Origin of the sequence: Providencia sp. PROV003 (assembly GCF_045040775.1) — a bacterium.
Classification (GTDB): domain Bacteria; phylum Pseudomonadota; class Gammaproteobacteria; order Enterobacterales; family Enterobacteriaceae; genus Providencia; species Providencia huashanensis.
Genome location: NZ_CP096369.1, coordinates 4,436,414 through 4,451,337, shown reverse-complemented (window position 1 = coordinate 4,451,337; position 14,924 = coordinate 4,436,414). Strand labels below are relative to the sequence as shown.

Sequence of the window (14,924 nt, the reverse complement as noted above, 5' to 3'; positions counted from 1 at the left end):
TAAAATCCGCGCCCCGCGGGTTATAATTAATATTAGAGGAAGGCTATGGACGTAATTAAAGGTGTTGTTGCTGCGCCACAAGCGCGTATTGCTATCGCTATCGCTCGTTTTAACAACTTTATTAATGATAGTCTGCTGGATGGCGCTGTTGATGCGTTAGAACGTATTGGTCAAGTTTCGAATGACAACATTACCATTGTTTGGGTTCCAGGTGCCTATGAACTACCGTTAACGGCAAAAGCGCTGGTTGAAACAAAAAAATATGATGCCGTTATTGCATTAGGTACTGTTATTCGTGGTGGTACAGCTCACTTTGAATATGTCGCTGGTGAATGCAGCTCAGGCTTATCTCATGTCGCAATGAATAGCGAAGTGCCCGTTACTTTTGGTGTGTTAACCACTGAAAATATCGAGCAAGCCATTGAACGAGCAGGGACTAAAGCTGGTAATAAAGGTGCTGAAGCTGCACTGACTGCATTAGAAATGATCAATGTAATTAAAGCCATTAAAGGCAAGTAATACACATTTTACTTCGGGCTATAGACTGTAGTGAAGTTAACTAATACCACTGAGTGTATTGATTAGCTTAGTTTTTTATATGCCCGAATAATTTTGTGTATCGTTTTTTATTTTAAGGGGAATCTTGTGAAACCTGCTGCTCGTCGCCGCGCTCGTGAGTGTGCTGTTCAAGCCATTTATTCATGGCAATTATCTGGCAATCCAATTGCCGAAGTCGAATATGAGTTTATTGCTGATCAGGACATGTCAGACGTTGACGTAAAATATTTTCGTGAACTGTTATCTGGTGTTGCTACTAATGCAGCTAAACTTGATCAACTAATGGCGCCTTATTTATCTCGTCAGCTCGAAGAGTTAGGGCAGGTAGAAAAAGCGATTTTGCGCGTTTCAATGTTTGAATTGAGCTTCCGTGAAGATGTTCCTTACAAAGTGGCAATCAATGAAGGTATTGAGCTTGCTAAAGTGTTCGGTGCGGAAGATAGCCATAAATTTGTTAATGGTGTATTGGATAAAGCTGCACCAGTAGTTCGTCGCAAAAAATAAAAAATCAGGGTTCCCTCCTGTAACACTACAGTAGTAAATAGGTAGGCTGGGTTCCAGTCTACCTTTGTATTTATATATTCGTGGTACTCTAAGTTTCAGGTATATTGATTCAGCTAGTTATTTGCCACTTGTATTATTAAGAGCATAAATTATTTGTTTTATTTAAAACGAAAATAGTTATAGCGAAAACGGAAAATCTACCATGTCCTATGGCGAATTTGACCTCATCGCACGTTATTTTAACCGTCAAACAACGAACCGACGTGATGTAAATATCGGTATTGGAGATGACTGTGCGTTGATGACCATCCCAGAAAAACAGCAACTTGCTGTGAGTACTGACACCCTTGTTTCTGGTGTGCATTTCCTCCCTACGATTTCACCTGCTGACCTAGCCTATAAATCATTAGCATCTAATTTAAGTGACCTTGCAGCAATGGGGGCAGACCCCGCATGGGTATCTTTAGCTATTACATTACCTTGCGTTGATTGTGATTGGTTGCAATCATTTAGTGATAGCTTATTTGAGCAATTAAATTATTACGGGATGCAGCTAATTGGCGGTGATACCACTCGTGGTCCAATGAGCCTGACTTATACTGTCCATGGGTTAGTACCACAGGGTAAAGCATTGTCTCGGGCTGGTGCACGTAATGGGGATTGGATTTATGTGACAGGGACATTAGGGGATAGCGCAGCAGGTCTTGCTATTTTACAAGATAGGCTGAATATCAAAAATACCGCGCATAAAGAATGGCTAATTATGCGTCATTTACGTCCACAGCCACGTATTTTACAAGGTCAAGCCCTTAGGAACTTAGCGTCTTCTGCGATTGATATTTCAGACGGTCTAGTCTCTGATCTTAATCATATTTTGAAGGCAAGTGGCTGTGGCGCTCGAATTAATTTGGATGCACTGCCGCAGTCAGAGGCCTTAGTGCAGAACTGTAGCGTTGAGCAAAGCCGTTTATGGTCCCTGAGTGGTGGAGAAGACTACGAGTTATGCTTTACTGTACCGGAAATTAATCGCGGGGCATTAGAAATGGCTTTAGCTCATACAGGGTCTGGTTTTACTTGTATTGGGCAAATTAAGCCGCAATCTGAAGGGATCAGCTACTTTTGCAATAACCAAGAAGTTGATGTAAACCTAAAAGGTTTCGATCATTTTGTTTCGGAAGGTGCGTAGCATGGCAAGTTGCCAAGAAAAAGCAGAAGCAAAAAAACGGCTGAATATGCGTAACCCTTGGCATTTGCTAGCAACGGGGTTTGGCAGCGGTTTATCGCCAATTGTACCTGGGACTATGGGGTCCCTTGCGGCAATACCTTTTTGGTTATTGATGGCAAATATGCCAGTGTGGAGCATATGGGTGCTCATTGTGGCGGGCTTTTGGATTGGCTGTCTAATTTGCCAACGTACCTCTGATGATATGAAAATTCATGACCACGGTAGCATCGTGTGGGATGAGTTTATCGGGATGTGGATTACCTTAATGGCAATCCCAGTGGTCGATTATGAATGGGTCATTACCGCATTCTTTATTTTCCGCATTTATGATATGTGGAAGCCATGGCCAATACGTATTTTTGACCGAAAGGTCAGCGGCGGTTTTGGTATCATGATTGATGATATTATTGCGGCTATATTTGCTTATGTGACAATTTGGTTGTTGGTTTGGTATGACATTATGCCATTCTCAACCAATTAAATACGCGTCATATTTCAAATTGTAGGGGTGTTGGCTTCGCTTATTCGCCCTAGTCACATACTGGTGTATGCTCCTAGGGTCTTATTCGCTTGCCGCCTACCTACAATCTGAACTATTTAGCGTATAAATACGTGTCATATTTTGCGCTGTGGCGTTTTTGGCTGCACTCGGTTACCCGAATCACATACTTCTATATGCTCATCGGGATAACCTCGATTGCCGCCTAGCCATAACTCAAACTATTTAGCGTATAAATACGCGTCATATTTTGCGCTGTGGCGTTGTTGGCTGCACTCGGTTACCCGAATCACATACTTCTGTATGCTCATCGGGATAACCTCGATTGCCGCCTAGCCACAACTCAAACTATTTAGCGTATTGGATGTGATTGCTTATCGTAGTAACTTCTTTTACTTCTTTTACTTCTTTTTGCGCCGAATACCCATCACTGAGGTCTGTGCTAGGGTTAATCCTTTGGTTTCTGGCGCAAATAGAATTGAGACAACTAGCCCAAGTAAAGAAACCCCTGCCCCCATCAATACCACCGTGCTAACACCGTATTTTGTGATAAAAATCGGTAGTGCCCATGTGGAAAAAATGGTTCCGATACGGCTGATGGACATAATGACCCCAACGGCGGATGCGCGAATATCTGTTGGAAATAACTCATTAGGGTAGAGCCACTGTAAAATCCCTGGGCCCCCAGAGAAGAATGCATAAATACCAAACATGATAATGACGAGGCAGATACCAAGGTTAGAAAATAACCCGAGTATAGTTAGCGCTGCAGTCATTAGGGCAAAGCTACCAATTAGCAGTGGTCGTCTTCCCATTTTATTTAGCCAGTACATCGCTGGTAAGCAACCTAACATAAAAAATAAGCTGATAACTACGTTGCCTAAAGCCGCATTTTTACCTTGATCCCAACCTAATTGCCCAACAATTTGTGGGCCAAAAGTATAGATGGCAAACATTGGGATCACTTGGCAGGTCCAAATAATCGCAGTAAATAATACGAAAGAAAAATGTCGTTTATTAAACAGTTGATGAAAATGTGTTTTTTTCGCTTCCTCAGCTTCAAAAACCACAGGTTGGCCAAACAGTTTTTCCATCATTTTTTCACATTCTTGAATACGTCCTTTGCGGATTAACCAAAGAGGCGATTCAGGTAGATCAAAACGGCCAATTAAAATAACGATACATGGAATGACGGCACTGCCTAGCATCCAGCGCCAACCATCTTGAACATCATAAAGCATATAGCCAACAAGATTGGCACAAGTTGCGCCAACGTACCACATGGCTGCAATAAACCCGACCGCAAACGCACGCTGTTTGGTATTGGAAAATTCGGTGATCATCGAGGTTGCGATGGGATAATCAGCACCAATGACAATGCCAATTAAAAAACGCATTATTAGTAGTTCTAAAGGGGTTGAAACAAACATAGTTGCAACAGAGATTGCCCCTATGGCCACTATATCGATTAAGAACATTTTGCGGCGACCGACTTGGTCGCAAATGTAGCCAAACAGTGAGGTACCAATGAATAAACCCGCAAGCGTTGCGGCACCTAGTAAGCCAATCCATTCACTGTTTAAACTTAATATTGGAGTGAGTTGCTCTAAAGCGACGCCGATCAGGACTAAAACATAACCGTCCAGAAAAGGCCCACCACTCCCCCAGAGCATGATCCGCCGATGAACGGAAGAAAATTGGACATCGTCAAAACTTCTTGGTTTCATTGTGCATCCCAGTGTCAGCGCAAATATGCGCTTAAAAACCCTAAAAGTTAATGGCTTTTAGGGTTATGCTAATTAAATTAGCCGTAACGAAATTCAATGCCGAATGTGCCGCGTGGGTATTCCCATTTTTCTAATGCACTATCTAAGCCTAGTATACGGCAGGTTCCGCATTCAAGGCAGCCGGCATAATCAAAACGTACGGAGCCATCTTCTTGTTTTTTATATAAGCCAGCAGGGCAGGCTTTAGTTAATATTTCGAGCACTTTCATATCCGGGTGCTCTTTGATAACAATATGTGGATTTTCTTCATCGACATTAAACTTATTAATGCCTAACTTGACATCAACATTGACTGGATCACTCATATTGCCCTCACTCCTTTAATTCCATCCTTGATTAAATTGATGAAGCCGACTTTTTTTGCCTCTTGTAGCATAGTCTTACGCAGTGGCACAGGTGCTTCATCTGAAATAGTGAAGAGTTTTTTAGCAATACCGACAGCCATTTCTGGATAAGCGGAAAACATGCGTGGGTTATCTAAAAACTCAGGCATTTTTTGGTACATTTTCATATCACGAAGAGGGCCTTCGTTGAGTAATTTGAGGTACTCACTGAGTCCTTGTTTACTAAAGTCCTCTTTTTTCATAGCGTTAATTACTGCATTTGCCGCGGCTTCACCCGAAGCAACGGCTAAGTCCATTCCGCGGATGGTAAAGCCTAAATTCATACACATCCCAGCTGCATCCCCTGCGATTAGCACACCATCACGGACCAACTCTGATTGCATTTTCAAGCCCGCTTCTGGGACAACGTGAGCGGCATATTCAATCATTTTGCCCCCTTCAATTAATGGGGCGACCGCTGGGTGGTGTTTAAAATCTTCGAGCATTTGTGGAACCGATTTTTTGGCATCTTTAATATGATGTAAGCCACAAACTAAACCTAAAGAAATAGTATCTTCATTGGTATAAAGGAAGCCTCCCCCCATCAAGCCATCGGTAGGAGCCCCCGCAAATAGCCATGCAACCCCTTCTTTTTCCTTAAGATTAAATCGGTTAGCTAAAATATCTTTTGGCAATTCAATTAATTCTTTTACCCCAACAGCGACATGCTCAGCATTCACTCGTTTGGTCATTCCTAGTTGTTCAGCCAGTATGGAGTTCACACCATCAGCGAGGATCACCACTTTGGCTTCTAGCACATCACCATCGGCTTCAACACCTACAACTTTGCCATCCCGTTCCACTAACTTATCAACGCGAATACCTGTAATACATTGTGCGCCGGCATTTTCAGCTTGTTCGACTAACCACGGGTCAAGCTTGCCTCTCAGCACTGACCAAGAGGTTTCTTCTGGGGGTTGCTCTGCTCCATTTTGGAAATCGACTGTTACTGCACCTGTTTCTGTCATAAATGACAGCTTTTCACGCGTGATCATACGTTCAATAGGGGCATTTTGGGTAAATTCAGGAATGATACGCTCTAAGCTATGAGCATACATGCGGCCACCTGTGACGTTTTTACCGCCTGCGTAGTTTCCCCTTTCGATTAGGAGAACTTGCGCACCTTCACGGGCAAGCACCAATGCAGCCACTGAACCAGCTAGACCCGCGCCTACAATGATTGCATCAAATATATCATCGGACATAGTTTCTCCAAAGGTCACTGAAACAGTGAGGAAAACCCCACTGCTATTGAATTTATTTAGCCAGTTGTTGCGTTAAAACCGGTAAAATTTTGAACAGGTCGCCAACGATCCCATAGTCTGCAAATTGGAAAATAGGGGCGTTTTTGTCTTTATTAATGGCGACGATAGTTTGTGCGCCGTTTGCGCCAACCATATGCTGAATTTGACCAGAAATTCCTACTGCGAGATATAACTCAGGTTTCAGCATTAGGTTGGAAATACCAACGTAGCGCTCATGCTCCATCCATTTTTCGTTTTCTGCGACAGGGCGAGAACAGGCAATTTCAGCGCCGATGGTATCAGCGAGTTTTTTCGCGATAGCGATATTTTCTTGGCTTCCAATCCCCCGACCTACACTGACCACTAGACGTGCTTTATCTAGTTCAACGGAGTTACCTGCTTTTTTCTGAATCGAGGTACGTACAATAGATTGTTTTGGTTCGACCCATGGTGCAGTTTGAGCAGTACCGCTGAGTGATGCATTATTTTGCGCAGCTTCAAACGTGCCGGTGGTGAGTGTAGCAACTGAAAATGAACTGTTTAAGGTTTCTTGGCCAAAGGCTAACCCACCATAAACCATATGTTTTATTACAGGTTTTCCTGATTCTACTGTCACAGTTGCCGCATCGTTAGACACAGCAGCTTGCAGTCTTGCACCTAAGCGTGCAGCCAGTAATTTACCTCTACGGGTATTAGGTAGCAGTAATAGCCCGTTATCGCCATGCTGTTTAATTGTCGTGACAATGGTATCAGCATAGTCTTCGATGATACGGTCGTCAGGTTTACCAGACAGTTGAAAAACGTGGGTTGCGCCAAGTTGAAAGGCTTGTGAGCTTTGTGCGTCATCTAACGTTAATACATTGACTTGTTCGCCGAGAGTGAGGGCCCCACCGATAAGTTCAGGTAAACGGGAAGTCATATCACTAAATACCCAAACGGTTGATAATTTGCTCATAACTCCTCCGATTAAATGATTTTTCTTAAATGTTCAGCAAATTGTGCAATTTGCTCTTCGCCATCACCTTCAATGATGATGCGTTGACGAACTTTTTGCTTAGGTGCTGCGATAGATTGTGCGGATAATGCTGTAACGTTATCCAAGCCAATATCGGTTATTGCCCAAGCTTGAACGGGTTTTTTAGCGGCACCTAAAATGGCTTTCATTGATGGGATGACAGGGACATTAATATCGGAGGTCACTGCGATAATGGCAGGTAACGAAATGGACAATGTTTCAATTTCATCTTCTAATTCGCGTTCTACAATGAGCGTATCCGGTGTGATGGAGACAATTTTCTTTATGCCATTGATAGCGGGAACTTGCAGGGTTTCACCCATTAAGATACTAACTTGTTGAGCGTTTAAGTCTGCGGAACCATCACCACAGATAATTAAATCAAAACCAACTTTTTGAGCCGCAGAACTTAAGGCAAGTGCAGTTTGATGTGGTAAGGCGTGTTCGAGTTGATCGTCAATAACGACAACAAGTTCATCTGGACCACGAGATAATACATCTTTACGTGCTTTCATATTGGTTAGTGCTTTACCACCAACACTTAACGCAATAACTTTACTATCTGCTTGTTGCGCTTTAATTTGGTTAGCTGCTTCAATCGCATTTAAATCATATTGACTAATTTTGGTATCTGCACGTGAAAAATCTAAAGAACCATCTGAGCTATTTACAATAATATCTTGTTCATCGGGAACAGATTTATAGCATGTAATAATATTCATTACATCTCCTAAAATATAATTAATAAATATGATCCGTTTTTGTTTCGGATTATATAATTATCATGAACTGGATATTTAAAAATAAAACCTAAGTCACCAATATTGAAAACCTTGAATTAAAGTCGGTTTAAATATTCATACTGATACACTACTCACCAATACTGTAAAAATCATCAACTTATCAATGTAATGTTCAATATTGTTATGCTAATCACCAATACTGAAGGTATTTAATAACATTAATATTACAAGATAATTTATCTATATGTATTTATTGGTTATTTTAATTATTAAAGCGTCAGGTATTAGTAACAAATATTTATCACGAATAATATTGTGACCTTAATAACAGAATTGTTAATGGGGACTCGACATGATTTGAATAGTGATTGGATTAATACTTAATTAAATTTATTGAGTTTGGTAATAAATAAGTGAGATGAGGTGTTGAGACTAATATCTATTTAAAAGCTTATATATTAAATAATAAATTGGGATCGAACTATGAGCAAAGAAAATAAAAAGGGTGGAATAGAACCAAAAGTTTTTTTTCCGCCATTGATCATTGTTGGACTATTGTGTTGGTTAACCGTCCGTGACCTTGATGCTTCTAACGAAGTTATCAATCAAGTATTCAGCTATGTCACTAATGTATGGGGCTGGGCATTTGAGTGGTACATGGTGATAATGTTTGGTGGCTGGTTTTGGTTAATATTGGGTCCTTACGCCAAAAAACGTTTGGGGGATGAAAAACCTGAATTTAGCCGTGCGAGCTGGATTTTTATGATGTTCGCCTCCTGTACCTCTGCTGCGGTACTATTTTGGGGTTCTATTGAAATCTATTATTACGTCTCTGCACCTCCTTTTGGTTTTGAGGCCTATTCAACAGAGGCCAAAAATATTGGGCTTGCATACAGTTTATTCCACTGGGGACCACTACCATGGGCAACCTATAGTTTCTTATCTGTTGCATTCGGTTATTTTTTCTTTGTTCGCAAAATGGATGTTATCCGCCCAAGTAGCACCCTTGTCCCATTAGTGGGTCAAAAACATGTAAATGGCTGGTTCGGTACCATCGTTGATAATTTTTACTTGGTCGCTTTGATATTAGCCATGGGGACCAGCTTAGGGTTAGCTACACCACTCGTTACTGAGTGTATTCAATACTTATTTGGTATTCCTCATACCTTACAACTTGATGCCATCATTATCTTCTGCTGGATCATCCTAAATGCAATCTGCGTGGCTTTTGGTTTGCAAAAAGGGGTGAAAATTGCCAGTGACGTCCGTAGTTACTTGAGTTTCTTGATGCTGGGATGGGTATTTATTGTTGGCGGCGCCAGCTTCATTGTGAACTATTTCACCGATTCTATCGGGGTTTTAATGATGTATATGCCACGCATGCTGTTTTATACAGATGCAGTGGGTAAAGGCGGTTTCCCACAAGGTTGGACCGTATTCTATTGGGCGTGGTGGGTAATCTATGCCATCCAAATGTGTATTTTTCTCGCCCGTATCTCTAAAGGCCGTACCGTCCGTGAGCTGTGTATCGGCATGGTAGCAGGCTTGACGGCAGGGACAACGTTAATTTGGACCATCCTAGGCAGTAATACATTACAACTCGTTGACCAAAATATTATTAACATTCCAAAGCTGATTGAAGAATTCGGCGTTGCACGCGCCATTATTGAAACATGGGCAGCCTTACCTTTGAGCACTGCAACAATTTGGGGCTTCTTCATCCTCTGCTTTATCGCCACCGTCACACTCATCAACGCTTGTTCATACACTCTCGCTATGTCGACTTGTCGCGCAGTGAAAGATGGCGATGAGCCACCGTTATTGGTGCGTATCGGTTGGTCTGTTTTAGTCGGTGTTATCGGTATCGTATTACTGGCTCTAGGCGGATTGAAACCGATTCAAACAGCGATAATTGCCGGAGGATGCCCACTTTTTTTCGTCAACATTATGGTAACGCTCTCCTTTATTAAAGATGCAAAAGTGCATTGGAAAAATGATTAATTTATTCAGAAACAACATTTAAGAGGTTATTAATATGGATTTTAGATTGAATGATGAGCAGGAGCTGTTTGTCGCAGGGATCCGTGAGCTGATGGCCAGTGAAAACTGGGAAAGCTATTTTGCACAATGCGACCGCGACAGTATGTATCCTGAACGTTTTGTTAAAGCCTTGGCGGACATGGAAATTGATAACCTGTTGATCCCAGAAGAGCATGGCGGTTTAAACGCTGGGTTTATTACAGTCGCTGCGGTATGGATGGAGCTGGGTCGCCTTGGCGCACCAACGTATGTGTTGTACCAATTACCGGGGGGGTTTAATACCGTACTCAGAGAAGGGACCCAAGAACAAATTGATAAAATTATGGCATTTCGCGGTACAGGTAAACAAATGTGGAACTCTGCGATTACGGAGCCCGGCGCGGGTTCTGATGTAGGGAGTTTACAAACAACTTACCAACGCCGTAATGGCAAAGTTTATCTCAATGGTAGCAAATGTTTTATCACCAGTAGTGCTTACACACCATACATTGTGGTGATGAGTCGTGATGCAGATTCTCCTGATAAACCTGTTTTCACCGAGTGGTTTTTAGATATGAGCAAACCCGGTATCAAGGTCAATAAACTTGAGAAACTGGGCCTACGTATGGATAGCTGCTGCGAAATTACCTTTGATAACGTTGAACTGGATGAAAAAGATATGTTTGGCCGTGAAGGTAACGGCTTTAACCGTGTGAAAGAAGAGTTTGACCATGAGCGTTTCTTAGTCGCATTGACTAACTATGGAACTGCAATGTGTGCATTTGAAGATGCAGCCCGTTACGCCAATCAACGTGTTCAGTTTGGTGAAGCAATTGGCCGTTATCAATTAATTCAAGAAAAATTTGCACATATGGCGATCAAGCTCAATTCAATGCGTAACATGTTATATGAAACTGCTTGGAAGAGTGACAACGGATTGATTACCTCTGGTGATGCAGCAATGTGTAAATACTTCTGTGCGAATGCGGCATTTGAAGTCGTAGACTCTGCGATGCAGGTACTGGGTGGTGTAGGTATTGCTGGTGAGCATCGAATCGCACGTTTCTGGCGTGACTTGCGTGTAGACCGTGTATCTGGTGGTTCAGATGAAATGCAAATACTGACATTAGGCCGCAGTGTACTGAAACAGTACCGCTAATAGCTGAATGTTTATTGGTTGGCTTTTTAAGAAGGCCAGCCAAATTTAACAGGAGATTAGAACATGGCAGAGCATTTACCAATGCCAGAATTTGGCCCATTAGCAGGGGTCAGAGTGGTGTTTTCAGGGATTGAAATAGCCGGTCCATTTGCAGGGCAAATGTTTGCAGAATGGGGCGCGGAAGTGATTTGGATAGAGAACGTAGCTTGGGCAGACACTATCCGTGTTCAACCCAATTACCCACAGCTATCAAGGCGTAATTTACGCGCATTATCATTGAATATCTTTAAGGATGAAGGGCGTGAGGCATTTCTAAAATTAATGGAAACAACGGATATATTCATTGAGGCGAGTAAAGGACCTGCATTTGCCCGTAGAGGGATCACCGATGAAGTACTTTGGCAACATAACCCTAAATTGGTTATCGCCCATTTATCAGGCTTCGGGCAATACGGTGACCCTCAATACACTAACCTAGCTGCCTACAATACTATTGCACAGGCTTTTAGTGGTTATCTTATCCAAAATGGTGATAAAGACCAGCCAATGCCAGCCTTTCCTTATACTGCTGATTATTTTTCAGGCATGACAGCTACAACAGCGGCTCTAGCTGCATTGTATAAAGCCCGTGAAACGGGGAAAGGGGAAAGTATTGATATTGCCATGTATGAAGTCATGCTACGAATGGGGCAATACTTCATGATGGATTACTTCAATGGTGGTGAAATCTGCCCGCGGATGACCAAGGGGAAAGACCCCTATTACGCAGGTTGCGGCCTTTATAGTTGTAATGATGGCTATATTGTGATGGAAATCGTCGGTATCACACAAATCCAAGAAATATTTAAAGATATTGGCCTTGCTCATCTTCTTGGTACACCAGAAATACCGGAAGGCACACAGCTTATTCATCGTATTGAGTGCCCCTATGGGCCTTTAATGGAAGAAAAACTTGATGAATGGTTAGGTGCTCGCTCAATTGATGAGGTGCTAGCGAGATTAGCCGAACTCAACATTGCAAGCGCCAAAGTTTTAACCATTCCTGAATTAGAAACCAACCCACAATATCTGGCTCGTGAGTCGATCACCAGTTGGCAGACTATGGATGGAAAAACCTGTCGTGGCCCAAATGTGATGCCAAAATTCAAAAATAATCCAGGGCAAATTTGGCGTGGTATGCCATCACATGGCATGGATACGACAGAGATACTAAAAAATATTGGATATAGCGAAATTGATATTCGGGGGTTAGTCGACAAAGGATTAGCCAAAATAGTTGATTAATTGAATGGGTAGTCAGGTCAATTAATCCAACTGGCCTGATATTCATTAGGGAAATGATGGGAAACAATTAATGGATGTAATCGGTAAACAAAATTTGCGCCAAATGTGGGATGACCTAGCGTTGACCCATCGGGATAATAAGGCGCTTATCTTTGAATCCTGCGATGGAAATATTCGAGAATTCAGTTATATAGAAATGAATCAGCAAATTAATCGCACAGCAAATCTCTTTTTAGATTATGGAATACAAAAAGGGGATAAGGTTGCTTTACATTTAGATAATTGCCCAGAGTTTTTCTTTTGCTGGTTTGGCTTGGCGAAAATTGGGGCGATTATGGTCCCAGTTAACGCACGCTATAAATACCATGAAGCCGCTTGGATTATGCAAAACTGCCAACCTCGTATGGTGGTCACTTGTGCGTCTTTTTTAGATATTTATCAACGTGTACTTGATGATAAAAGTACCAGCCTTGAGCACATTTTTTTAATTTCAGATATGTCGTTTAAACCGCAGGAAGGCATTTCAAACTTTTTGCTTGAACAAGCACAAAAACCGACAGAGTTAACCCAACTTATTGAGCTTAGTGTGGGTGATACTGCGGAAATCTTATTTACCTCAGGTACCACTTCCAAACCGAAAGGGGTGGTTATTACCCATTACAACTTACGCTTTGCGGGTTATTACTCTTCTTGGCAGAACACGTTACGTTCCGACGATATTTACCTTACGGTAATGCCAGTCTTTCATATCGATTGCCAATGTACAGCATCGATGGCGGCATTTTCAGTGGGTGCAACATTTGTCTTACTTGAGAGATACAGTGCGAGACGTTTCTGGCAGCAAGTTGTAAGGCACCAAGCCACTGTTGTTGAGCTGATCCCCATGATGATCCGTACGCTTTTAAGCCAGCCGCTGGCGGATAATGAAAAAGACCATTGCTTACGTGAAGCCATGTTTTACCTCAACTTGAGTGATGAGGAAAAAGAGCAGTTTATGGCTCGATTTGCTGTGAAAAGTTTTCTGACTTCTTATGGCATGACGGAAACTATTGTGGGGCTAATTGGGGATAGACCTGGTGATATCCGCCGTTGGCCATCCATTGGTCGTCCTGGTTTTTGCTATAAAGCGCAAATTAGGGATAAAACCAATCAACCTGTTGCCACTGGGGTGATTGGTGAGCTTTGTGTGAAGGGAGAACGAGGTAAAACTTTATTTAAAGAGTATTACAACAACCCTGAAGCCACAGAAAAAACATTTGATGAGCAAAATTGGATGCACACAGGCGACTATGCATACCAAGATGAAGATGGATTTTTCTATTTTGTGGACAGAAGCATCAATATGATCAAACGAGGCGGTGAGAACGTCTCATGTAGTGAAATTGAAAATATTATTGCTTCACATCCTTTGATTGTTGACGTGGCGGTGATTGGTGTTGCTGATGAGATCCGTGATGAAGCGATTAAAGCCTTTATTGTGTTAGAAGAGGGTGAAACATTAACTCAGGAAGAGTTTTTCGCTTTTTGTGAAAAGCAAATGGCGAAATTTAAAGTGCCATCATGGGTTGAGGTACGTAAGGATTTACCGCGTAACTGTTCTGGAAAAGTGCTGAAAAAACATCTGCAATAATCGAATAACTCTATTAATTACGCGAACGTTTTGGCTGCAACTTTCTGTAGGCAAAATGGCAGCGCATGATGACTAAAGGATTGCACTATGAGCGAATCATTAAAAATTACCCGTAATGGCTCCATTTTGGAAATCGTACTTGATAGACCTAAAGCAAATGCGATAGATGCAAAAACCAGTTTTAAAATGGGGGAAGTTTTCCTTAATTTCCGCGATGATCCTTCGCTGCGTGTCGCCATTATAACAGGAGCAGGAGAGCGATTTTTCTCTGCGGGTTGGGACTTAAAATCTGCGGCAGAAGGTGAAGCACCTGATGCCGACTTTGGTCCCGGTGGCTTCGCCGGACTCACTGAAATTTTCAATTTAAACAAACCAGTGATTGCTGCTGTTAATGGTTATGCGTTTGGTGGAGGCTTTGAACTAGCTTTAGCAGCAGATATGATCATTTGCTCTGAAAATGCCAGTTTTGCCTTACCAGAGGCCCAACTTGGTATTGTGCCTGATAGCGGCGGTGTCTTGCGTTTACCTAAAATCTTACCAGCACCGATCGTGAATGAAATGGTGATGACGGGAAGGCGTATGGATGCTCAGGAAGCATTACGCTGGGGGATCGCTAATGAAGTAGTACCAATGGAAAGTTTAATGGAAAAAGCACGTGAACTCGCAGAAAAAATCACTCAAAGTGCACCACTTGCGGTTGCGGCCTTGAAAGAAATTTTTCGCGCAACCGGAGAGCTTACTGTTGAAGAGGGTTATAAGCTTATGCGCAGCGGTGTGCTGACAAACTACCCCGCGGTTTTACACTCCGAAGATGCAACAGAAGGTCCGCTGGCGTTTGCCGAAAAACGTTCACCAAGTTGGAAAGGGCGCTAGT

Annotated in this window: 14 protein-coding genes; 9 read left to right on the top strand and 5 right to left on the bottom strand. The window is 42.3% G+C overall.

Features of this window, described 5'->3' with window-relative positions; translation table 11 throughout:
- Positions 1 to 45: 45 nt before the first annotated feature.
- The 4 genes from ribE (at position 46) to pgpA (ending at position 2,768) form a co-directional block, all read left to right on the top strand.
- Positions 46 to 519 carry a 6,7-dimethyl-8-ribityllumazine synthase gene (gene ribE, locus M1F14_RS20415; RefSeq protein WP_042846945.1) on the top strand — a complete coding sequence of 158 codons (474 nt, stop codon included), beginning with the start codon at positions 46 to 48 and terminating at the stop codon, positions 517 to 519.
- A gap of 126 nt (positions 520 to 645) precedes the next feature.
- On the top strand, positions 646 to 1,062 hold the full coding sequence (nusB, locus tag M1F14_RS20410) for a transcription antitermination factor NusB (RefSeq protein ID WP_042846944.1): 417 nt from the start codon (positions 646 to 648) through the stop codon (positions 1,060 to 1,062).
- Between the two features lie 202 nt (positions 1,063 to 1,264).
- The gene (gene thiL / locus M1F14_RS20405) at positions 1,265 to 2,248 is read left to right on the top strand and encodes a thiamine-phosphate kinase (protein ID WP_042846943.1); all 984 of its coding nucleotides are present in this window, start codon (positions 1,265 to 1,267) and stop codon (positions 2,246 to 2,248) included.
- A gap of 1 nt (position 2,249) precedes the next feature.
- Positions 2,250 to 2,768: a phosphatidylglycerophosphatase A gene (pgpA, locus tag M1F14_RS20400; protein WP_042846942.1), complete on the top strand. Its 519-nt coding sequence runs from the start codon at positions 2,250 to 2,252 to the stop codon at positions 2,766 to 2,768.
- 419 nt (positions 2,769 to 3,187) lie between these two features.
- Here pgpA and M1F14_RS20395 read toward each other — a convergent pair whose 3' ends face one another.
- The 5 genes from M1F14_RS20395 to fixA form a co-directional block, all read right to left on the bottom strand.
- Positions 3,188 to 4,513 (bottom strand): MFS transporter, encoded by a 1,326-nt coding sequence (locus tag M1F14_RS20395; protein ID WP_129466863.1) that lies wholly within the window; start codon positions 4,511 to 4,513, stop codon positions 3,188 to 3,190.
- A 77-nt stretch (positions 4,514 to 4,590) separates the two neighbouring features.
- A complete protein-coding gene (gene fixX, locus M1F14_RS20390; protein ID WP_042846940.1) occupies positions 4,591 to 4,878 on the bottom strand; it encodes a ferredoxin-like protein FixX in 288 nt (95 codons plus the stop codon).
- Entirely contained in the window at positions 4,875 to 6,161 is a 1,287-nt protein-coding gene (gene fixC / locus M1F14_RS20385; protein WP_042846939.1) for an FAD-dependent oxidoreductase FixC, read from the bottom strand. Before fixC ends, fixX begins: the two co-directional genes overlap by 4 nt.
- A gap of 52 nt (positions 6,162 to 6,213) precedes the next feature.
- Positions 6,214 to 7,155 carry an FAD-binding protein gene (locus tag M1F14_RS20380; protein WP_129466861.1) on the bottom strand — a complete coding sequence of 314 codons (942 nt, stop codon included), beginning with the start codon at positions 7,153 to 7,155 and terminating at the stop codon, positions 6,214 to 6,216.
- Between the two features lie 11 nt (positions 7,156 to 7,166).
- Positions 7,167 to 7,937 (bottom strand): putative electron transfer flavoprotein FixA, encoded by a 771-nt coding sequence (gene fixA, locus M1F14_RS20375; protein WP_042846937.1) that lies wholly within the window; start codon positions 7,935 to 7,937, stop codon positions 7,167 to 7,169.
- Positions 7,938 to 8,441: 504 nt separating this feature from the next.
- On the opposite strand from fixA, the gene caiT reads away from it, so the two are divergent.
- From caiT to caiD, 5 genes are all read left to right on the top strand, one after another.
- On the top strand, positions 8,442 to 9,959 hold the full coding sequence (caiT, locus tag M1F14_RS20370; RefSeq protein WP_071547710.1) for an L-carnitine/gamma-butyrobetaine antiporter: 1,518 nt from the start codon (positions 8,442 to 8,444) through the stop codon (positions 9,957 to 9,959).
- A 34-nt stretch (positions 9,960 to 9,993) separates the two neighbouring features.
- Entirely contained in the window at positions 9,994 to 11,136 is a 1,143-nt protein-coding gene (gene caiA / locus M1F14_RS20365; RefSeq protein WP_042846935.1) for a crotonobetainyl-CoA dehydrogenase, read from the top strand.
- A gap of 63 nt (positions 11,137 to 11,199) precedes the next feature.
- Positions 11,200 to 12,420: an L-carnitine CoA-transferase gene (gene caiB / locus M1F14_RS20360; protein ID WP_042846934.1), complete on the top strand. Its 1,221-nt coding sequence runs from the start codon at positions 11,200 to 11,202 to the stop codon at positions 12,418 to 12,420.
- A gap of 70 nt (positions 12,421 to 12,490) precedes the next feature.
- A complete protein-coding gene (gene caiC, locus M1F14_RS20355) occupies positions 12,491 to 14,050 on the top strand; it encodes a crotonobetaine/carnitine-CoA ligase (protein WP_042847027.1) in 1,560 nt (519 codons plus the stop codon).
- Between the two features lie 87 nt (positions 14,051 to 14,137).
- Entirely contained in the window at positions 14,138 to 14,923 is a 786-nt protein-coding gene (gene caiD / locus M1F14_RS20350; RefSeq protein ID WP_129466860.1) for a crotonobetainyl-CoA hydratase, read from the top strand.
- Position 14,924: the final 1 nt, after the last annotated feature.

Coding starts and splice junctions, on each gene's coding strand:
- caiA (WP_042846935.1), top strand. CDS start 9,994: ATGGATTTTAGATTGAATGATGAGCAGGAGCTGTTTGTCGCAGGGATC.
- M1F14_RS20380 (WP_129466861.1), bottom strand. CDS start 7,155: ATGAGCAAATTATCAACCGTTTGGGTATTTAGTGATATGACTTCCCGT.
- fixC (WP_042846939.1), bottom strand. CDS start 6,161: ATGTCCGATGATATATTTGATGCAATCATTGTAGGCGCGGGTCTAGCT.
- fixA (WP_042846937.1), bottom strand. CDS start 7,937: ATGAATATTATTACATGCTATAAATCTGTTCCCGATGAACAAGATATT.
- caiT (WP_071547710.1), top strand. CDS start 8,442: ATGAGCAAAGAAAATAAAAAGGGTGGAATAGAACCAAAAGTTTTTTTT.
- M1F14_RS20395 (WP_129466863.1), bottom strand. CDS start 4,513: ATGAAACCAAGAAGTTTTGACGATGTCCAATTTTCTTCCGTTCATCGG.
- caiD (WP_129466860.1), top strand. CDS start 14,138: ATGAGCGAATCATTAAAAATTACCCGTAATGGCTCCATTTTGGAAATC.
- caiB (WP_042846934.1), top strand. CDS start 11,200: ATGGCAGAGCATTTACCAATGCCAGAATTTGGCCCATTAGCAGGGGTC.
- caiC (WP_042847027.1), top strand. CDS start 12,491: ATGGATGTAATCGGTAAACAAAATTTGCGCCAAATGTGGGATGACCTA.
- thiL (WP_042846943.1), top strand. CDS start 1,265: ATGTCCTATGGCGAATTTGACCTCATCGCACGTTATTTTAACCGTCAA.
- pgpA (WP_042846942.1), top strand. CDS start 2,250: ATGGCAAGTTGCCAAGAAAAAGCAGAAGCAAAAAAACGGCTGAATATG.
- ribE (WP_042846945.1), top strand. CDS start 46: ATGGACGTAATTAAAGGTGTTGTTGCTGCGCCACAAGCGCGTATTGCT.
- fixX (WP_042846940.1), bottom strand. CDS start 4,878: ATGAGTGATCCAGTCAATGTTGATGTCAAGTTAGGCATTAATAAGTTT.